This is a genomic window from Sphingobacterium athyrii, from assembly GCF_003071065.1.
Classification (GTDB): Bacteria; Bacteroidota; Bacteroidia; order Sphingobacteriales; family Sphingobacteriaceae; genus Sphingobacterium; species Sphingobacterium athyrii.
The window spans coordinates 237334-257705 of the sequence record NZ_QCXX01000004.1 but is presented as its reverse complement, the minus strand read 5'-3'; the positions used below and the strand labels follow the sequence as shown (position 1 = coordinate 257705).

At 41.8% G+C, this 20372-nt stretch carries 17 protein-coding genes; 12 read left to right on the top strand and 5 right to left on the bottom strand.

The annotated features are described in order from the left end of the window. Nucleotides 1-124: 124 nt before the first annotated feature. Nucleotides 125-1231 (bottom strand): N-acetylglucosamine-6-phosphate deacetylase, encoded by a 1107-nt coding sequence (gene nagA, locus DCO56_RS15800; RefSeq protein WP_108634739.1) that lies wholly within the window; start codon nucleotides 1229-1231, stop codon nucleotides 125-127. 222 nt (nucleotides 1232-1453) lie between these two features. Between nagA and DCO56_RS29985 the strand changes: the two genes are divergently transcribed. From DCO56_RS29985 to lipB, 9 genes are all read left to right on the top strand, one after another. Further along, on the top strand, nucleotides 1454-1585 hold the full coding sequence (locus DCO56_RS29985) for a DUF6728 family protein (protein WP_310446321.1): 132 nt from the start codon (nucleotides 1454-1456) through the stop codon (nucleotides 1583-1585). Nucleotides 1586-1595: 10 nt separating this feature from the next. Further along, nucleotides 1596-1982, top strand: coding sequence for a RidA family protein (locus DCO56_RS15795; RefSeq protein ID WP_108634738.1), 387 nt, complete (start codon nucleotides 1596-1598; stop codon nucleotides 1980-1982). A gap of 3 nt (nucleotides 1983-1985) precedes the next feature. Continuing rightward, the gene (locus DCO56_RS15790) at nucleotides 1986-2897 is read left to right on the top strand and encodes an EamA family transporter (RefSeq protein ID WP_245935846.1); all 912 of its coding nucleotides are present in this window, start codon (nucleotides 1986-1988) and stop codon (nucleotides 2895-2897) included. A gap of 461 nt (nucleotides 2898-3358) precedes the next feature. Beyond that, complete coding sequence (locus DCO56_RS15785) at nucleotides 3359-6418, top strand: SusC/RagA family TonB-linked outer membrane protein (protein ID WP_108634737.1); 3060 nt, start codon at nucleotides 3359-3361, stop codon at nucleotides 6416-6418. Nucleotides 6419-6428: 10 nt separating this feature from the next. Continuing rightward, nucleotides 6429-8099 (top strand): RagB/SusD family nutrient uptake outer membrane protein, encoded by a 1671-nt coding sequence (locus tag DCO56_RS15780; RefSeq protein WP_108634736.1) that lies wholly within the window; start codon nucleotides 6429-6431, stop codon nucleotides 8097-8099. Nucleotides 8100-8332: 233 nt separating this feature from the next. Next, on the top strand, nucleotides 8333-8743 hold the full coding sequence (locus DCO56_RS15775) for a hypothetical protein (RefSeq protein ID WP_108634735.1): 411 nt from the start codon (nucleotides 8333-8335) through the stop codon (nucleotides 8741-8743). A gap of 175 nt (nucleotides 8744-8918) precedes the next feature. Beyond that, nucleotides 8919-11024, top strand: coding sequence for an ATP-dependent DNA helicase RecG (gene recG / locus DCO56_RS15770; protein ID WP_108634734.1), 2106 nt, complete (start codon nucleotides 8919-8921; stop codon nucleotides 11022-11024). A 550-nt stretch (nucleotides 11025-11574) separates the two neighbouring features. Beyond that, nucleotides 11575-12765, top strand: coding sequence for a GTPase HflX (hflX, locus tag DCO56_RS15765; protein WP_108634733.1), 1191 nt, complete (start codon nucleotides 11575-11577; stop codon nucleotides 12763-12765). Nucleotides 12766-12824: 59 nt separating this feature from the next. Further along, on the top strand, nucleotides 12825-13520 hold the full coding sequence (gene lipB / locus DCO56_RS15760; RefSeq protein ID WP_108634732.1) for a lipoyl(octanoyl) transferase LipB: 696 nt from the start codon (nucleotides 12825-12827) through the stop codon (nucleotides 13518-13520). Between the two features lie 124 nt (nucleotides 13521-13644). On the opposite strand, the gene DCO56_RS15755 is transcribed toward lipB, so the two are convergent. From DCO56_RS15755 to DCO56_RS15740, 3 genes are all read right to left on the bottom strand, one after another. Continuing rightward, nucleotides 13645-14865 carry a hypothetical protein gene (locus DCO56_RS15755; RefSeq protein WP_146191075.1) on the bottom strand — a complete coding sequence of 407 codons (1221 nt, stop codon included), beginning with the start codon at nucleotides 14863-14865 and terminating at the stop codon, nucleotides 13645-13647. Between the two features lie 319 nt (nucleotides 14866-15184). Continuing rightward, nucleotides 15185-15556 (bottom strand): hypothetical protein, encoded by a 372-nt coding sequence (locus DCO56_RS15745; protein ID WP_108634729.1) that lies wholly within the window; start codon nucleotides 15554-15556, stop codon nucleotides 15185-15187. Between the two features lie 191 nt (nucleotides 15557-15747). Continuing rightward, nucleotides 15748-16161: a hypothetical protein gene (locus tag DCO56_RS15740; protein ID WP_108634728.1), complete on the bottom strand. Its 414-nt coding sequence runs from the start codon at nucleotides 16159-16161 to the stop codon at nucleotides 15748-15750. Nucleotides 16162-16268: 107 nt separating this feature from the next. Here DCO56_RS15740 and DCO56_RS15735 point away from each other — a divergent pair, with 107 nt between their 5' ends. From DCO56_RS15735 to DCO56_RS15725, 3 genes are all read left to right on the top strand, one after another. Beyond that, nucleotides 16269-17042: a hypothetical protein gene (locus DCO56_RS15735; RefSeq protein WP_108634727.1), complete on the top strand. Its 774-nt coding sequence runs from the start codon at nucleotides 16269-16271 to the stop codon at nucleotides 17040-17042. A 122-nt stretch (nucleotides 17043-17164) separates the two neighbouring features. Further along, nucleotides 17165-18853, top strand: coding sequence for a HEPN domain-containing protein (locus DCO56_RS15730; RefSeq protein WP_108634726.1), 1689 nt, complete (start codon nucleotides 17165-17167; stop codon nucleotides 18851-18853). Between the two features lie 287 nt (nucleotides 18854-19140). After that, nucleotides 19141-19689: a YcxB family protein gene (locus DCO56_RS15725; protein WP_108634725.1), complete on the top strand. Its 549-nt coding sequence runs from the start codon at nucleotides 19141-19143 to the stop codon at nucleotides 19687-19689. A 30-nt stretch (nucleotides 19690-19719) separates the two neighbouring features. Here DCO56_RS15725 and DCO56_RS15720 read toward each other — a convergent pair whose 3' ends face one another. Beyond that, complete coding sequence (locus tag DCO56_RS15720) at nucleotides 19720-20358, bottom strand: NAD-dependent epimerase/dehydratase family protein (RefSeq protein WP_181390571.1); 639 nt, start codon at nucleotides 20356-20358, stop codon at nucleotides 19720-19722. Nucleotides 20359-20372: the final 14 nt, after the last annotated feature.

Genomic DNA, 20372 nt, shown 5'->3' with positions numbered 1-20372 from the left:
CATCCGCTTTAAAAAGATATTTCTATCGGATGAAAAGAAACAGCATATACTTCATTATCAGTTATGAAGCAATCTAATTCAATTTATAAACTCTTGCTAGCTGGAAACTCTTGCAATCCGGAGATCAATAACGCAGCTCCCCTTTAAAGATAACATGTTCCAGCCTGAGGTCATCCGTAAATACGATGACATTGGCCATGCTCCCAGCATTTAAATTCCCGATATCCCTTCGCTGCAATAGCTTAGCCGGATAAGTCGTAGCCATCCGGATCGCCTCATCCAGGGGAATTCCAACCTGTTCCACACAGTTTCTGATTCCTTCAAACAGGGAAATTGCCGCACCCGAAATTGTTCCGTCCGGCAAGGCGTAATAGCCATCGTTCAATACATGCTGATAAATCCCCTTGCTGCATGCCGCCACGGCATCCGTAATCATAAATAAACGCTCGCCCATTTGCCGTTTGGCGATTTTTACAGCTTCAAAGCTGACATGATGTCCATCGACAATAATGCTCGCGCAGGCACTCTTGTGATTAAAAATAGCACCGACCAAACCTACTTCACGATGGTGTAACGGCGACATGGCATTGAACAGATGGGTACTCGTCGGAATTCCCGAATCGTAACCATGTGTTCCTTCCTCGAAAGTAGCATTGCTATGCCCAGCGCTGAGCAGCAGCTGATAACCTTGCAAATACGTCAGCACCTCGTCCGAAAAACATTCAGGTGCAATCGTCATCATCCTGACAACATTATTTCCCTGTAGCAGCTCTTCGATCCTTTCCTTTGTTGGCGTTATAATCAGTTCTTCAGGATGAGCTCCCCGTTTTTTTGCATTCAGAAAGGGCCCTTCCAGATGCAGACCTAAAAAGGCATCATGATGATAGTCCTCAGCGATACGAATGGCTTCTTTGAATACTTGAATAGTATTTGTTGCCAAAGTCATCATATAGGAAGTCGTCCCTTTATCAATCAGCCCGTTGGAGATCCGTTCCAAAGAGTCCAAGGTAAGTTCGGCAGAATACAAATCCGAACCATCACCATACAATTGCAGGTCGACCAAGCCCGCGCAAATATTGGTTCCTTTGACATCAAGCAGTTGATATCCTTCTGGGAGATCCTGCTCATCGACGATGCCCACAATTTTTCCTTCATCCAGGAGCAATGCTCTGTGTTCTATAATTTCTGTGCCGGTATAGATCTTACCGCCAGTCAATGCCATTTTTTTCATTAAAATAATTGTTACATGTTATCCGCTTTTAGCGTTTAGATCCTAGCGCTGGCACCATAGCATATATTCATACGCCGTACAGACCTTCACGCCCTGCAATTCTTCCTGGTAAAAATTTGCCTTTACCCTTCTCCAGCTAAAGTTAGGATTTGTCTTTGCGCTATCCCAAAATTTTTACTTTTTTAATTTTAACTTTTTAATTTACTGTCGTAACTTAGTTCCATGTACTTTTTCAGAAAGCGCAATGCCGATCGCCCCACAAATGGCAGCATTAAAGCCATGCATATCATTAATGCAACGGCCATTATTGTCTTTTTATTGGGGTTGATCTATAAAATATTTTTTTCATCCTAAACTAGCAACCATGTCAAAAAAAGAGATCTTCAATACAGACAAAGCTCCTGCAGCAATAGGCCCCTACAACCAAGCGATTAAGGCAGGTAATACCCTTTATGTTTCCGGACAGATTCCACTTGTTCCTGAAACAATGGAGCTAATCGCATCGGGCGTAAAAGATGAAGCGCATCAGGTATTGAAAAATGTCGAAGCCATTTTAACACATGCTGGTTATACATTTCAGGATGTCGTCAAGGCCTCCATCTTTTTAAGCGACATGGGCAACTTTAGCCTTGTTAATGACGTTTATGCAGAATATTTCAAGGAAGCCCAACCTGCACGTGAGTGCGTGGCAGTGAAGACATTACCGAAGAATGTCAATGTCGAGATTTCGGTAATTGCCTGGAAAGATTAATCCGTGGAAAATAACAACGAAACTGTAAGCCGCGGAAAATATCTTTTCGCGGCTTTTTTGGCTCCCTTCATTTGGGGATTCATGTCCATTCCCGTTCGGTGGATACGGGAATATCCTGCCGAGGATATTCTATATTTTAGGATCGTAACGGCCTTGGCCGCACTTTGGCTCTATCTCCTGCTTTTCCAACGGAAGACGTTACGCTTGGATATTCAGAAGTTCAGGGAGCTTTCAAAAAAAGGAAAAATTCGGCAGACCGGCCTTACTGTCCTTGCTTCCCTGTTGATCTTCGGCAACTGGTTCACCTATATTTATGCCGTCAACCACATCAGTATCCAGTCCGCAGCTCTGGCCTATCTAACTTGCCCGCTGATTACAGCGGCAGCAGCCTATTTCATCTTAAAAGAAGAGCTACGTCCAATTCAGAAGGTGGCTCTCCTCATTGCCTTTGGCAGTGTATGCCTATTAGCTAAAGGATCGCTGCATGATGTGCTATGGGCAGCGACCATCGCCACCTGTTATGCCTTCTATCTTATTGTACAGCGCGTGTCTACTGGTTTCAACAAACTCAATCAGTTGGCTATCCAATTGAGCATCTGCGCGTTATTTGTCATTCCCAGACTGGTCTATAATCATCATGAGATCCCCACAGATCCTGTCTTTTGGGGTACAATCATACTGATTGCAGTTATATTTACCATTATTCCACTATTTCTGAGTATGTACGCCTTGATTGGTATTTCCTCTACCACCACAGGTGTATTGCTATACATCAATCCAATTATCGCTTTCACCTTGGCAGCGACCTATTTTCAGGAGCCTGTTCCCTTCATCAAATATCTGGCTTATGGAATTATATTGATGGCAATCGTCCTTTTCAATAGTATCAATTTCCGCCAGACCAGGAAAAACTAAAGTCATTGTAACCAAAGGTCAACTACACCTGGTGGAATTAAATCTTTATAAATAATCTGGCTTATCACCATTAACTGCAAAGGTAATAAGCTAGATTATTCACTTTTCCTTTGAAAGGAAGATACATTTCCAGCAAGAAACAAAAAATGACAAAACACATTAATCTCACATACAATAACTTACAAAACACCTCTTCGCATTTGTATCAACTTTGTTTACCAAAATTTTTGATTTTTCATCAACAGTAGTAAATTAGTGCTCAATTTAAGGGGAATCACACCCCCTTTTTGCTCCATCACTTCAGTATTGAATAGCATACAATAATCACTGATTTTGCTTTCCATTCATATTCAATACATTTTTCCTAACCGACATGCTAAATGGAATTAGCCCATTACCGTGGAAAAAATCTACTGTTATGAAAAATATGTATATAAAACTGAATATAACACATATACTATATGAATAACAAATTATACACTACACTAAGGATGTTGAGTATTGTTCCGACAATGCTCTTTTCGGCATCTTTACTTCATGCGCAAAGCAGCCAAGTGAAAGGGACGGTTGTTGACGCTAAATCAAAAGCTCCACTTGTGGGTGCTACGATCAAAGTACTAGGCACATCAACAGCTAGTTCTACAGACAGCAAAGGTGCATTCCAGATCAATGTAGACGATAAAAATCGTGTTCTGAATATCAGCACCATCGGTTACGAAAATAAAACCGTTACACTCGGACCGGGCGAAACCACAATTACAGTAAGCATGGATGAGCAGACGCAACAGTTAGAAAGTGTTGTTGTCACCGCTCTTGGTATCAGCCGTGCACAGAAATCATTGACTTACTCCACCCAACAGGTCAACGGGGATGAACTGAACAAGGTAAAAAGTACCAATTTAGCCAACAACCTGAACGGTAAGGTAGCAGGGGTCAATATCGCTTCCAGCTCATCAGGGCCAGGTGGTTCCGCGAAAGTCATTTTACGTGGTAATAAATCGGCTTCCGGTAACAACCAGGTACTTTATGTTGTCGATGGTGTCCCGATCAACAACCAGACATTGGCAAGCCAGCCAGACAACGTCTTCGGCGGACAGCGTGATGGTGGCGACCCTATTTCATTGATCAACCCAGAAGATATCGAAAACATCTCTGTATTAAAAGGAGCATCTGCAGCGGCACTATACGGTAGCCAAGCAGCTAATGGCGTTATCTTAGTGACAACAAAATCAGGTAAACAAGGCCGCACAACGATTAATTTTTCATCAAGTGCACAGATAGAACAAGCGGTATCCACGCCTAAATTCCAAAGCCAATATGGTCAAGGTTCAGGCGGCAAGAACAGTAATACCAGTGTATTTAGCTGGGGAGACAAAACCAATGGTGCCAACTACGACAATGTAGGTGAATTTTTCCGCACAGGTAGCAACTTCACCAATTCATTGACATTATCCGGAGGTAACGAAAAAAATCAGACTTACTTTTCTTATGCCAACACCCTCGCTAAAGGTATACTTCCAGAAAATGACCTGATGCGTCACAATTTCAACCTCAAGGAGAGTGCTACATTCTTCGATGATAAATTGACCGTTGAAGGAAGCGCCAACTACATTACCCAAAAATTGGATAATGCGCCTACTTCGGGTTTTTATTATAACCCATTGGTTGGAACCTACCTATTACCTCGAAGCCTAAATATCGCAGATTACGAAAATTACGAAACGTTCAATACAAGCCGCAACCTTAATGAACAAAACTGGTTCAGCCTAAGTGATAGTCCTACAACACAACAAAATCCATGGTGGATCGTCAATAGGAACCCGACACGCTCAACTCGAAACCGTTTGCTTTTAAATGGTAGTGCAAAATATAAGGTAGCCCCATGGATTAGCATTCAGGCTAGAGGAAGTGTCGATCGCACTTCAGAGGTTTGGGACCGCAAAGTTTATGCGAGCACGCCAAATCCTTTAGGAAAAGCAAATGGTAACTATAATTATACAAATACCACCATTACACAGCAATACGGTGATGTCGTAGCCAATATGAACTTTAATGTCAGCGATAAATTTCAGATCACTGGATTGGTCGGAACAAGCATAACTGACTGGAAAACCGAAGGTGTAGATTTTAATACAGGTATTGATGGATTAAAAATCCCGAATCAATTCTTTATTCAAAATACAACAACACCTGTCACTTCGACATTATCCGCTAACCGGAGACAGCTGCAATCGGTATTTGCATCTGCAAACTTAGCTTATGACAACTGGATCTATTTAGACCTGACCGCTAGAAATGACTGGTCGAGTACATTAGCATTCACAGGAACCAAATCTTTCTTCTATCCATCTGCAGGATTGGGCATCGTATTGAACGACAAGTTAAACTTACCTGAATTTGTCAATATGGCCAAGGTCCGTGGCTCGTATGCGGTAGTGGGTAATGACTTACCTCCTTACACAAGCTTATTAACAAATACTGTGAATCCATACGCTGTATTGACAGTGAACGATATTGCCTTCTTAAAAACATTAAAACCTGAAAAAACGAAATCTTTTGAAATCGGGACAGAATGGCGCATGTGGAACAACCGTTTGAATGTTGATGTAACTTACTACAAAACAAACACAACAAACCAATTCTTTAAAGTCGCAGCAAGCCAGGCATCATTAAACAAACAATATGCTATTAATGCTGGTGACATCCAAAACCAAGGAGTTGAAGCATTGGTATCATTAGATGCAATTAGAAATGATGATTTCAAATGGACAACAAGTATCAACTTCACCTACAATAAAAACAAGATAAAAAAACTAGCTGATGCTGTTCCTGAGTTTAGTTTAACCGGGGAAAACCAAAACAACTTTGCTTCCAAACTTGAAGTAGGAGGCTCTTTTGGCGATATCTATGGACAGGATTTTGTTCGTGATGACCAAGGGAGAATTATTATTTCAGAAGACGGCATCCCTCAGAAAACAAGCGCATATACTAAATTAGGGAATTCAAATCCAATTTGGCAAATGGGCTGGAATAACAGTTTCAATTACAAAAATTTCAATTTAAGCTTCTTGATTGACGGAAAGTTTAATTATGATGTCATGTCAATTACACAGTCTGTGATGGATGGCTACGGAGTATCTGAAGCAAGTGGAGCGGCCCGTGCAAATGGAGGTGTTTCTGTAAACGGTGTCACACCAAATGGAACCCCTGTTTCTGTCGTGGATGCGGAGAAATGGTATACCTCAACTGGCGGTATAGGTCCAGTCAGCAGCCAATATATTTATGATGGAACGGTTGTGAGATTACGAGAATTGACTTTCGGTTATGACTTCAACATCAAAGATAGCTTCTTCAAAAAACTGCGTGTAAATGCTGTGGGAAGAAACCTATTCTACATTTCGAAAAAAGCTCCTTTCGACCCAGAAGTAACCATGTCAACAGGAAATGCGTTAAGCGGTGTAGATATCTTTATGATGCCTGCAACCCGTAACTACGGACTTACATTAAATGCAACTTTCTAAACGATCAACAATGAAATTTAATAGCAAACATATATCCAAATTCTCACTTGCAATTTTACTCCTTGGCGGAATAATGAGCAGTTGCACAAAGAATTTTGAAGATTACAACAAGAACAATATTGGATTGACCGATGAAGATCTAAAAGGTGATGGACAAGATCTTGTGCTTTTTCTAAAAAATGCCCAGATGTCAATCTATAACTTTTCAGGCGCCGGAGACCCGAACTCTTATCAGGTCCAACAAAACCTAAATGCAGATGTTTTCTCAGGCTTTTTCATGTCCCCTACACCTTTTAATAGTGGTCAGAACAACCTGAATTATGCGATGGTTAATGGATGGAATGGCGAACCTTTCCAGGTATTATATCTTAACGTTATCAAATCCATTGAAAAGTTAAAAGGCAATGGACTTGCAGAAACATATCCAGCATTATGGGGTTCGACATTGGTCATCAAAGTAGCAGCTGCCAGCCGTGTTACAGATATCTATGGCCCTATTCCTTATAGTAAAGTAGGTACCTCCAACACTGTACCATACGACAAACAATCCGATGTATATGCAGCTTTCTTCAAAGAGCTCGATGAGGCTGTAATAGCATTAAAATCGTACAAAGCGGATAGTCCAATGGCTGCTAAAATTGACCAGATCGATCTTGTATTTCCTAATTCCGATAATCAGGTCCGTTTTAAAAATTGGTTAAAAATTGCCAATTCATTGCGTCTACGTTTGGCAATGCGCTTGGTAAAAGTTGATGCAGCATTAGCAAAAACACAAGCTGAAAAAGCGTTGGATCCTGCAAACGGAGGTGTAATGGAGAGTAATAGCGACAACTTCAAGATCACAGTTCCAGCAGATGGAACCTATAGCAATCCGCTTTGGTTTATTTCCAAAAACTGGGCCGATACACGTATCAATGCGACACTTTCGTCTTATATGACCGGATTGAATGACCCACGTATCTCTAAATATATGGCTCCCGTGGCTAAAGATGCAACGACAACAGCTTTCGCTGGTAAATACATCGGAATTCGTACAGGTGCTGAAGGTATCGAAAAGGATAAATACCAAAAGCTATCGGCTTTGAATACCGAAGGTACAACACCAACTTTTGTTGCAACAACAGCTCCTATATTGATGACCGCCGCAGAGGTTTACTTTCTTCGTGCGGAAGCAGCATTGAGAGGTTGGAACAATGCAGGCGGAACAGCCCAATCACTGTATGAAAAAGGTGTAGAGACATCTTTCACTCAATGGGGTGTAACATCGGGTCTAAGCACTTACCTCAATGACAACACAAGTAAAGCAGCAGCTTACGAGGATCCTTTCAATGCAGAAAACAATGCCAAATCACCAAGTACCATAACCATCAAATGGAATGAAAGTGCATCTAACGAAGAAAAATTAGAACGCATTATTACACAAAAATGGCTGGCTATCTTCCCTGAAGGACAAGAAGCATGGAGTGAATTCCGTCGTACAGGCTACCCACGCTTATTTCCTGTTGTAGTAAACAACAGCGGTGGACTGATTGACACCAAAATACAGATACGTCGTTTGCCGTTCCCTCAGAATGAATATAATACAAACGCAGCCGAAGTGCAAACCGCAATTTCTCTGTTAGGTGGCCCTGACAATGGCGGCACCAGACTTTGGTGGGATGTAGCAAAAGGAAATTTCTAAAACTGATTTTTTCGCTATATTAAGGCGGCTTAACGACAACGTTAAGCCGCTTTTTTGTTCTTGCGATATCATTCAGAAAACATTTAACATGCAGTAGATCCTGTTTATGTTACCTATTCTACATAGCAACATAAGCTGTAGTTATAAAAAATCTCACCATAGAGAAATTTCAAAATCGCGATGTAGCATTCGCTTAAAATTGTCCGTTCTCTGACTAAACCAAACACGCAATTATGAAAAATTTGTCAATCTTAGGTTTCACCTCTTTGCTTGCATGTAGCATGTTATTTGTCGTCTGTAAATCCGAATCCCATCTCGAAAATCCCTATAAAGAAAAAACTGAAAAAGAACTGGAAACGCTCTCGAATGAAAAACACAGTAAAATTATAGCGCTGGCAAACCCAAAAGAATGTACTGATCCAAACGATTGGAAAATAATAGACATCCAGACCGTATGTGGCACCAATCATATCCCCTACCACCGTTCCGTTGATAAAACGACCTTACAGAACATGATCAATGATTATAATAAGCTGATGGAAATATACCAGCCCATGATGGCTCCAAGGATCAATTGCACTACTTATCGAAAACCGCTTGATGTCATCTGCAAGGAAGGAAAGGCCACGATTAAGTACGAATAAACTGATTCAAAACAGAAAACTTTATGAATCTAAATCCATTGAGCGTAAAAAACAACATGCCAGACCCGCGGCACAAAGCGGAAAAAATCAGTTCAATGCTGGAATGGTAGGCCATTTGTAGAAGTATATAAATCCTAAAAAATTAAATTTTTCGTATTTTAGCCATTCGAGAAGAATGGCTGAATTAAGTTTAATTACCCCAATAGAATACCTCAAAGGTGTAGGTCCCCAAAAGGCAGATGTGCTCAAAAAAGAGTTACAGGTATTTACCATTGGTGATCTGTTGACCCAATACCCCTTCCGCTATATCGACCGTACAGAATTCCACAAGATACGGAAGCTGCACCCCGATATGATGGCAGCACAGGTCTTGGGGCGGCTGGTTTCCTTACAGCTCGTGGGCGAAAAAAGGACCAAGCGCCTTGTCGGCTCATTCAAGGATGAAACCGGCTCGATGGAACTCGTCTGGTTCCAGTCCATTCCTTGGCTCCAAAAGTCATTGAAAGTAGGTTCGGCCTATATCATTTATGGCAAGCCCAGCGAATTTAATGGACAGCTGTCCATTACCCATCCCGAAATGGACCTGTACAATCCACAGGTCAAGCAGGCGGGCAACATGAGCTTACAACCCGTCTATTCCTCCACCGAGAAACTCAAAAAATTCAATCTGGACACCAAGGGCATCCAACGCTTGCAACAGACGGCTTTGGAGACCGTATTTCGGAGCATCGATGAAACGATTCCCCAGGAAATACTAGCAAAACATCAGTTAATTTCCCGCCAGCAGGCTTTAGCCTCCATTCACTTCCCGAGCAACCAGAAGGAATTGAATCAGGCGATCAAAAGGATCAAATTTGAAGAACTGTTTTTCATCCAGCTCAAACTGCTCAACAACAAACAACTGAACACGCAGAAATTCAGGGGACAGCGCTTCAATAAAGTAGGCGAAAAGTTCAACACTTTTTTCAATGAGCGGCTTCCATTCCCGTTGACGGGGGCGCAGAAACGTGTTATTAAAGAAATCCGTATCGATACCAATACCGGCGCGCAGATGAACCGTCTCGTGCAGGGCGACGTGGGTTCCGGCAAAACGGTCGTTGCCCTGATGAGCATGCTGCTCGCGGTCGACAACGGCTTTCAGGCCTGTATGATGGCACCGACCGAGATCTTGGCCACACAGCATTACCACGGACTCAAACAGCTTGTCGGCGATGATCTCGTCAGCATCAAGCTGCTCACGGGATCAACCGGTACCAAAGAACGTCGGCTGATCCATCAAGCGCTCGAAGATGGCTCGCTCGACATCCTGATCGGTACCCATGCACTGATTGAAGACAAAGTACAATTCAAAAACCTTGGCTTCGTCGTTATTGACGAACAGCACCGTTTTGGTGTAGAGCAACGGGCCAAACTCTGGCGTAAAAATGTTATTCCACCACATATGCTCGTCATGACAGCCACCCCCATTCCACGGACACTGGCCATGACCATGTATGGCGACCTTGATATCTCGGTGATCGACGAACTCCCGGCAGGACGTAAGCCTATTAAGACGGTGCACTTCTTTGAAAGCTCCCGCCTACGCATGTTTGGCTTTATGCGTGAGGAAATCGCCAAAGGGAGACAGGTGTATCTCGTCTATCCACTGATCAAAGAAAGTGAAAAACTGGACTTGATTTATTTAGAAGCAGGGCTGGAGAATTTACAGCGCGAATTTCCCCTTCCGCAATATAAGATCAGCATTGTCCATGGCAAGATGCCCGTGAAAGATAAGGATTTTGAGATGCAGCGTTTTGTGAAGCATGAAACACAGATAATGGTGGCAACAACCGTAATTGAAGTTGGCGTCAATGTACCCAATGCATCGGTCATGGTCATCGAAAACTCCGAACGGTTTGGCCTCTCCCAACTCCATCAATTACGGGGACGTGTGGGGCGTGGGGCCGAACAATCCTTTTGTATCCTGATGTCGGGCAATAAGCTCAGCAAAGAAGGCCGTCTCCGGCTGGATACCATGGTGCGCACCAATGACGGTTTTGAAATCGCCGAAGTTGACTTAGAATTGCGTGGCCCGGGTGATATCTCCGGCACACAGCAATCGGGCGTACTTGACCTCAAGATGGCCAACCTAGCCACGGATCAGGCCTTATTGACCGATTGCAGAAATACCGTGATCGCCATATTCAAAGAAGACCCCATGCTTCAAAGCGAAAAAAACTACCTGCTCCGAAGCTTTTTGGCGCGGAAATCAGATGGTATTGCCTGGGACAAAATATCCTGATCACCATCGGGGCAGCATTGACCCGCTCAAATTCAAAATTAGAACGATAACTGTTCGGCACAATCCATCTGACAATGCCATTACCCACTCAGATCAATATCCAATAAGCTATTTGACGCGGTCCAGCCCGCAATAGATCCAAGGAACCTACCAAAGGTATTCTCTACCATCGTCCAAGCAACATACAACCTTTTAGAGTTCCATTCCCCTGAGACCCGATGATCAATAAAGTAAACAAACCGTCATAAATAACTTATAGGCGAACAGCGCTCAATTCATTTGTATATAAAATCAAAATTATTTATTTTTGTATCATTATGAACATGATATAGAAAATATCCCCTTCTTTTACTAGGCAAAAGATGGCGACTGACCGCTTACTTATTTGAGTTGCCCTGGTAAGCAAAAATCACAAAAAACTTATTGGATTTTCTTAAATTCACCTTTTCAAAACAACAATTAAAAGTGGAAGTATGATAAGAGACAGACGGTCGCTATGAATGAATAGCCGGACGCGCTCCATACGCTACAATATACTTAATAGTACAAAATGGCCAGAATTAAAATACACGATACAGCAATAAAACCCGAAACAGCCGTCTTGGTGAGTGTGATCACTCAGGGCGTAACGGAAGCAAAAGCGAAGGAATACCTGGAGGAACTCGAATTTCTTGTGCAGACTGCCGGCGGTGAGACCAAAGGAATGTTTACACAGAAATTAGCTTTTCCCGATAGAGCAACATTTGTCGGTAGCGGAAAACTTGAAGAGATCAAAGCTTATGTTGAAGCGGAAGAGATCGACATTGTTGTCTTTGACGATGAGCTATCCCCATCCCAATTGCGTAATATCGAAAAAGAGCTCAAACGCAAAATCTTGGACCGTTCCAATCTGATCCTGGATATCTTCGCCCGACATGCAAAAACTGCACAGGCAAAAACTCAGGTAGAATTGGCGCAATTACAATACCTATTACCACGACTGACCCGACTTTGGACCCACTTGGAACGCCAACGTGGGGGTATCGGTATGCGTGGTCCCGGTGAGTCGCAGATCGAAACGGATAGACGGATTATCCTCGATAAAATTTCCCTGTTCAAGGAGAGATTGAAGGCGATCGACAAGCAAAATGAAACCCAGCGCAAAAACCGTGGCGAAATGATCCGCGTAGCTCTGGTGGGCTATACGAATGTCGGCAAATCAACGATCATGAACATGATCTCTAAATCCGATGTGTTGATCGAAAACAAACTCTTCGCAACATTGGACACGACAGTACGTAAAGTCGTTATCGACAACCTACCGTTCCTGCTGTCTGATACGGTCGGTTTTATCCGCAAATTACCGCATCACTTGGTGGAGTGTTTCAAATCTACACTGGACGAAGTCAGAGAAGCAGATGTGCTGATCCATGTAGTGGATATCTCACACCCCAACTTTGAGGACCATATTCAGGCAGTAAATGAAACATTGAAAGATCTGAAAGCTTTAGATAAGCCCGTTATTACGGTATTCAACAAGATTGACCTGTACAAACCAGCCGTTGAAGAAGGACATGATGGTGAAGAGGTCGAGATTACATTGGATGATTTCCGCAATTCTTGGATGGCGAAAAACTCCGATCCGGCGATCTTCCTTTCTGCAACAAACAAGACTAATATTGAAGAGTTCAAACAAAAACTTTACGATATTATTGTGAAGATGCATAATGAACGTTATCCCTACAACAACCTGTTGTATTAATTTGACAAACATGACAGCGGATCGTTTCTGACGATCCGCTTCTTAAATTAAAATAAGCAATGAATAAAGTGGTGCAGTTCCAAGACTGGGGACTTGTAGACTATCAAGAAGCCTGGGACAGACAAGAGTCTATCTTTAAGGGCGTATTAGACGTCAAACACGACAATCGGGTGAATGCGACAGCGATAGAGACTCCAAATTACCTGATTTTTACAGCCCACCCCCATGTCTATACCTTAGGAAAAAGCGGGCACGAAGAATACCTGCTCCTGGATGAGAAAGGTCTTGAAGAAAAAGAAGCAAAATTTTATAAGATCAACCGTGGCGGTGATATCACCTACCATGGACCGGGCCAGATTGTAGGATATCCGATTCTGGATCTCGACAATTTCTTTACCGATATCCACCTTTATTTAAGGACATTGGAAGAAGCGATCATCCTGACCTGCGCCGATTATGGCGTTCCGGCTGGCAGATACCCCGGATTTACCGGAGTCTGGATTGAACCGGATAAGCCCACAGCCCGCAAGATCTGTGCGATGGGCGTGCGCGCCTCACGCTGGGTCACCATGCATGGATTTGCCTTTAACGTCAATACAGATCTTGACTATTTTAGCAATATCATTCCCTGTGGTATCGACGACAAGGACGTCACCTCACTGAAACGTGAACTTGGCCAAGAAGTTGATATGGAAGAAGTGAAGGAAAAACTGCGTGGACACATTGCCAGACTTTTTGAAATGGAAGTAATCTAGCAATAGAAATAATAGAAACGAACAAGGACCTGCTCAACACAGGTCCTTATTTATTTACAATGCGCCTAAGAACAGAAAATCCTTCTAAGGCACATCGCTTTATTGAGTATTTTGTTCTGGTTGGCTAACAATAATACATGCAGTCATAACGAAACAGTTTACCATCTTTAAACGTGATGATCAGTTGGCCTGCATCGCCATTTTGAAAACGGTACACATGAGGCTCTTCGACCATATTCGTAGAAATCATATCACCAAAATGATTGATAAAATCCCTTTCATCGTAGTTGGCATCCATACGTTGATCCCCTAGTGCTAAGATCTCACCGTCCGTAAAATATAGTTTATAGACTGTACCGACGATCTTCTTTTTGTAGTTCTCCTCAAAAGCCACGATCATGTTCGGGGTTTTATAAAAATAACGCGGTTCCCAGCCACATTCAGACATATCCGGTATATCCGCTACACGTTGCATCTTCAACTGGTTCATCTGCGCATCCTTGATTTCCCCGTCGACGAGGGATATCCCTTTCCAGATAAAATGCAAGTTCAGCGTCTTCATTTTCCTTTCATACGCTTCAAAATCTGGCTTCTTATCCAATTTACTCGCCAATAACAATTCAAAATCAATATCGACTTTCGAATTTTCGATCCCATAAGCGGCATAAGATTCCTTCCAATAGGACAGGGCTTGTTTCAGGTTTTCCTCCCTCCTCCAGGCCAGCTCGCGCAATCTTCCCACCTGCACCAGTTCTTCTTCCTGATCCTTGCCCTTTACCGCCAAATAATCTTTCAGCACTTTATCGTAGGTCAGTTCCGAGCCTAAGAACTTCAATTGCACATATTCAGGATTTTCATGAAAATGATCGCCGATATACACCCAACCGTCGGTATATAAAGGAACATAATCAATGCATAACAGCTCATTGAGCGATGCGCGACGAACAGCAAGGCTTGTTGTGGTCGGTGCTTTACGGACACGCAGTTCGGCGACACGTACATAATAATGCGGGCACTGATAACCCTCGGTACCCCGATAAAAATACTGCGCAGGTTCATCTGCTGATTTTTTTCCGTCCATGAATTTCTTCAGCGGCTGCCGGTCGATAAAGCCGATATCACCGTTATTGACCTGTACTTTATATTGGGTTTGAGTCGAATCGATTAGGTAAACAGCCGCCTCGGTGGCAAATACCCCCAGACGGTCCTTTTTATTTTCCGCTTCACGGTAGAGGTAGCCCCACTTGGATGTATACACAGATCTTTCACCCGTCGACTGCGCCATGTTTCGGTTCAAAAAACAACTGTATAGGATACAGCACAGGAGTAATACTTTTCTAAACATATAGCTTCATTTCTTTAAATAGCAATGCAGATGAGCATTGACCAAAGGCATTAAAATGGAGCGTCCTATCTTATGGTATGAACATCTCAGCATATAAGGCCAACGGGCTAATGTACTTTCTCTATACAAAAATAGGCAAAAAAAGGGCCAAGGAAATCGCTGTAATCAGCTATTTCGCAAATGAAGAGCAGATCTGCTCCAATTGCAAGCATCAAGCGGCTGTACTATGGAAAAATAGTTTAATGCCTCCCCTTAGAAAAAGCTTCTAAAGATAACGATAGAAAAAAACAAGCAAGATTTGCCTACAGGGGAATTGGGTTTACTTCCGATTCAGCAGTACCACCTGCCCCTCCAAAGCGGAAATGGTCTTTTCCTGTGCTTTGATCGTCTGCTCCAGTGCGGCGACCAATTGTTTGGAAACTGACGAACTTTCGGAACTTGTAGCAGCAATCTGCGGTTCGGGACTAACGGTTCCCGCGCTACGCATCATTTTACCTTCTCCCAACAATAGCCAGGCAGGACTAATATCCGGATGGCGGGTCAATATTGCAATCATTGCATCCGAACTCAGCGCTGTATTTTTCTGACTTCCCTTAAAATTGGCATAGGAAAGCCCCACTTCTTTAAAAAATTCAGTTTTACTGATGCCCTTTCTTTCAGCGATCAGCAATACACGTTCTTTTACGTTCACAATTATTCTACTTTAAGACGCTATTATCTAACCCAACCCATAAACCAACTTGCTCGTTTGTGTAGGAGTTTATCTCCGCAAAAGACGATGCTTGGTGGTTTCTATTGATTCCAAGCAATTGAATAACTTATTCCCATGGAAATAAGAATCAACCTTCCAACTTCGAAAAGAAACAAAAGTCCGGTTAGAATCTATTTGTTCCGCAGCGATTCAATCTCGCGTTCCAACGACAATAATAATCGCTCCAAAGATATAATTGTCTTTTCCTGAGATTTAATAGTGATATTTTGTGACGAAATTAATTGCTTTAATGCATTAATCTCACCATTTGTGATTCTTTCCAAATCTGGTGTTAAATACGTCTCTTCGTCCTCCTTAGCTAAAACAGGCTTAAGCATTTCCCCTTCCCCCTTCAATAACCACTCCGACGAATATTCAGGATATTTTTCGACGATACTAATCAGCCATTTAGCCTGAACATCTGTATTATTCGCCAAGGCACGTGTAAATACGCCTCTACTGGCTCCAATAGCCGATTCAAACGCTGTTACACTTAATCCCTCTCTATCAGCAATAACCTTAATTCTCGTTAAAAAAGAACTCATAATCAATAATTATCAACATATAATTTGTTTTATCGAAAATTAGTGTTTAAATTAGCTTTGTCATTGATAATTATAAACACAGTACTTAACCAAAAAACATTCCTAGCATGAAAAATACGCAAAAGAAACTAAAAGCGAAACATTTTCGCTATTTAAGCAAGGATGTGGTAAAAAATCCGATGATCTACATTAGGGATTTCTACCGCTATGAAACAAATATTATTTACTGGATGAATCATATTCAGCTTTTTGTCAACGCTGCAACTGTTCCCGAAATGGCAGATCGCAATTTCGCTGAAAACGGATATCATTGCAAACAGATGATCAAACAAATTGAAGTAGCTTATGTGATTTTTCACCAATGCCAACTTCCGATACAGGATGCACCTTTAAATTTCTTTTCCACAAAAGAAGATTACCACAACTACCTATTTCGCATGGAGCATACTGTCAACGGAAAATTAGCTCCTGCGGACACGATCAGCAAGTTTTTCTCCTATCAATCGCTACAAAAATGGTATGAAACGATGGATGATATCATGCACTATCTTACCGTGCCAGATTCAGGCAACTACGAATATTTTGGAGATCAAATCATCGTGATACGAGAAATGCTTATTCGACTCGCATTCGCTCTAAGTTATATCTATGAGAATGAAGGGCTCTCTCTTACCGTCCCTTCCTATGTAAAAGCTGTAAATAAAGAGCCGCATCAGTCCACTGAAAAGAAAAATAAATTCCGGCAGCTCATAGAGGACAGTATTGATAAAAAATATGCCGAAAAAGAAGCACAGGAAAATAGCAGTGAAATAGATGAAAACCAAAGCTTGGAGACGCCAGAAATTCCTAAAAACGAAAATAGCGAGCTAGAAACGACATAGAAAAAATAAGAGTATATTATTCCATTTCAAGAGACACTCTCCGATCTCCCAATTGCTTTAAGAGCCATAAATCTAAATGGAGAAATAACAGACAAATAACTACAATACCAAACCGATCAATTATGAACACCGAACTTACTCCAATCATCGAAGCCATTCTTCGCGCTATTGCCGTTGATGAAATCTACCAATGGACTTATACCTGCGATGGTAAGAAATATCAAATGCTGCAGATTAACCGACTGTCAAATACAGCAATTCGATGCATAGATCCTCTTGGTGCGATTAACAAAATCATCAAGAATCACCCAGACCTATACGTCAAAATACATTTCACCCATGAGGTACAAAAAAAACTCGACCAAGGATTGGTCCGTACCTATCTTATTTATCAATCAGAAAATCGCATTTATCAAAATCCGGCGCAGGAAATTCCACTCCTATTACCTCAATATACTCCAGCTGAGATTATCGAAAAAACCAGATCATATATCGACCAAGAGAAAAGTAAAATCAGATCGTTTATAGATGGCCACTTTTTCTATCTGGATAGTAAGAACCATGCACACGCAGCCTTTATGCTTCATCAGGCCATCGAACTATCTCTAAGAACCGCAGAAAAGCTTCTCTTAAACGATGACAGGAAATCACATTCGCTTAGAGGCACAATAGGGTATCTCAAAACTTTTGATTCTAAATTGGCCAAACTAATTGACAGCGAAGATGAAAAAAAAGCACTCGAAAAGATTGACGACGCTTATATTGGTTATCGCTACAATCAAGATTATACGATCGACGAAAGCTTATTAGAAACAGCTTATCAAATTGCTATAAACGCGTTAAACTGGATCTACGATTATTCCAATCTTTTATTCGAAGAAATCAGGGAACAACTTACTCCAAAACAGATCGAACACGGGGAAATTGAAAAATTCAAAAATAACGTTGCTATTTACAATAAAAATCAATACAACAGCAGTTATCGAGACCTTATTTTAAATACTCTGGAGTTATACTGTACTCCTTCGTTAGTTGCCTGTTTCGGTTATCATTCAGATCACCACAAGTACAATAGTTTACTCCAAAACAATAAAGAAGACCAGATAACGCATGTTTACTACCTCTTTATTGCATATGATAGCCTAAATACAGACCTCGCCAACCTACAACAAAAGACCATGGACCTCCTGCCGCAAAATGTGTCGCTCACCTTGGTCACTGAAGAGACACCGCACTTTATCAAAAAACTTTCCAAAGGCCATCCCTTCTTTCTTTCCATTATGAAGGTAGGGGATATCTGGTTTCGAAATGCAGTAATTGAAAATATCAACCCTGATAGCATCGTTGCCCCTCAACTTGACTTGGAGTATGCACGCAAGCAATGGCACAATCGCTATAATAATGCCCGTTGCATCTACTATGCTTTTGAGGATAATTGGACTTTTAGCGTTGAGGCAGGATATCATTCACTATCACAAGTTTTAGAACAAACCTGTCTCGGCGTTATCAATACAATTCTTCAATACAAACCCCAGACCGTCGGGCTCCCCTTCTTAATGAACCTCTGTCGATTAATTGTTCCGGAAGCACACGCGACCTTTTGTCTCAATAATATTGACCATATTAAATTCTTCAAAGAAATTATCAAGGCCCAACAGGAATTTAGATATAACGCCAACTACAAAGGGGATCCATCCGCTATTATCAGATTACAGGAACTTACAAAGCTGTTTATCGAAAGATGTAACAAAGAGATGGAAGATTACTTTGAGAAAATCTCGAGCGTTATTCTGGTCGAGAAAATAGAATAAGAAATAAATACCTATTGTACGTCAAGCTACTTTTAATCAATTGCTGTATCAAAATATTACCAACCCATTCACCAAAAGTAATGCTTTTTAGTGAACGAACTCACCAAAAAGCATTACTTTTGGTGAATAGCATGATTCTTCCCTAGTTTTGTCGAGCCCTGTAAGCTCACCCGCGACCAGTCCAACCTTATATTATCGGCTCTTCGCTGGTGCAAACAAACATGTCAAATTATTTGCAGATAGTCGGAAATATTCCGATTATCTTACCAATTTAATACATTTAGGTTATGAAAGAACTTCAACTAACCCTTTCCGAACACGATCAACTGAATGCATTGCTGTTCAGCATGTCCAAATCACCCCAAATAATTAAAGCACGCAAAAGATCACGTATCCTATTCATTTTACTGATGCTAATACTGGCCATCCCGTTTTTCTATTATGAGCCCCTATTGGCAATCTTGATCATCGTAGTCAGCGTGGTCGCCTTTTTATTCTTTCCCAAATATCTCGGAATATACTATAAACGCTATTTTAGCAAATATGTCAAAAGCCCCGAATTTCAAAATCGGATCGGCATCCCTCATACCATCACTTTTGAAGATAATTATCTCCAGATCAAAAGCACACAAATGGAGTCCAAATATCAATACGATCAGTTTGAATATATGACCGAAACGGCCTTCGCTTTTTTTATCAAACTGAAAATGGCCGATCAACTGTTTTTTCCAAAACAGCAGATCAAAGATACCGCCGAATTTAAAGCTTTCCTGACAGAGCTCAGCCAACGCCTTCATATCGCCTATCAGGAGGAGCTGGACTGGAGATGGAAATAATGGCCGAAAGACCTTATGCCCATCCATGCACTAAGCCAATGCCCTGATATCCTTGATTTCCAATATATTTTTTACATCGTCCCGCTCCACGGCATGAATCATCGCCCGCCCCACTTCATTTAGGGACAACACCACTGAAGGGGCAAAGAACTTTATAATCTTGGCAACAAATGAAAATGGATTGGCATGCTTCTGTCCCGCGACGGTCGTCATACCCCCCGGCCGGAAATTGTATTCCTTCTTAAACGGCAATTTCGCAAGATCATTTTCCGTCTTGCCCTTCACCCTTGCCCACATCATCCGTCCCTGTTCTGTACTATCTGTACTCGCTCCCGACACATAGATAAAGCTGATTTCGGGATTGATCTTCAACAGCGATTTTGCAAATGCCAATGTCGTATCATAGGTAATATAGCGGTACTTATCTTCTTTCATGCCAACTGAACTGACACCTGCGCAATAAAAACAGGCATCATAGCCGCTAATCTCCGCTTCAAACTCGGAAAGATCCATGAAATCTTTAACCAAAAGTTCTTTTAACTTTGGATGTTGTATGTCAGCAGTACGACGTGATATACTCAATACCGCCTCTACCTTATCATTTTGAAGACATTCCAATAAAACACCTTCTCCGACCATCCCTGTGGTCCCTGTTATTATAACTTTCATCGCAATTCAGCTTA

What these genes read in the sequence shown, in the direction of transcription:
- nagA (WP_108634739.1), bottom strand. Translation starts at nt 1,231, where the DNA reads ATGAAAAAAATGGCATTGACTGGCGGTAAGATCTATACCGGCACAGAA.
- DCO56_RS29985 (WP_310446321.1), top strand. Translation starts at nt 1,454, where the DNA reads ATGTACTTTTTCAGAAAGCGCAATGCCGATCGCCCCACAAATGGCAGC.
- DCO56_RS15795 (WP_108634738.1), top strand. Translation starts at nt 1,596, where the DNA reads ATGTCAAAAAAAGAGATCTTCAATACAGACAAAGCTCCTGCAGCAATA.
- DCO56_RS15785 (WP_108634737.1), top strand. Translation starts at nt 3,359, where the DNA reads ATGAATAACAAATTATACACTACACTAAGGATGTTGAGTATTGTTCCG.
- DCO56_RS15780 (WP_108634736.1), top strand. Translation starts at nt 6,429, where the DNA reads ATGAAATTTAATAGCAAACATATATCCAAATTCTCACTTGCAATTTTA.
- DCO56_RS15775 (WP_108634735.1), top strand. Translation starts at nt 8,333, where the DNA reads ATGAAAAATTTGTCAATCTTAGGTTTCACCTCTTTGCTTGCATGTAGC.
- recG (WP_108634734.1), top strand. Translation starts at nt 8,919, where the DNA reads ATGGCTGAATTAAGTTTAATTACCCCAATAGAATACCTCAAAGGTGTA.
- hflX (WP_108634733.1), top strand. Translation starts at nt 11,575, where the DNA reads ATGGCCAGAATTAAAATACACGATACAGCAATAAAACCCGAAACAGCC.
- lipB (WP_108634732.1), top strand. Translation starts at nt 12,825, where the DNA reads ATGAATAAAGTGGTGCAGTTCCAAGACTGGGGACTTGTAGACTATCAA.
- DCO56_RS15755 (WP_146191075.1), bottom strand. Translation starts at nt 14,865, where the DNA reads ATGTTTAGAAAAGTATTACTCCTGTGCTGTATCCTATACAGTTGTTTT.
- DCO56_RS15740 (WP_108634728.1), bottom strand. Translation starts at nt 16,161, where the DNA reads ATGAGTTCTTTTTTAACGAGAATTAAGGTTATTGCTGATAGAGAGGGA.
- DCO56_RS15735 (WP_108634727.1), top strand. Translation starts at nt 16,269, where the DNA reads ATGAAAAATACGCAAAAGAAACTAAAAGCGAAACATTTTCGCTATTTA.
- DCO56_RS15730 (WP_108634726.1), top strand. Translation starts at nt 17,165, where the DNA reads ATGAACACCGAACTTACTCCAATCATCGAAGCCATTCTTCGCGCTATT.
- DCO56_RS15725 (WP_108634725.1), top strand. Translation starts at nt 19,141, where the DNA reads ATGAAAGAACTTCAACTAACCCTTTCCGAACACGATCAACTGAATGCA.
- DCO56_RS15720 (WP_181390571.1), bottom strand. Translation starts at nt 20,358, where the DNA reads ATGAAAGTTATAATAACAGGGACCACAGGGATGGTCGGAGAAGGTGTT.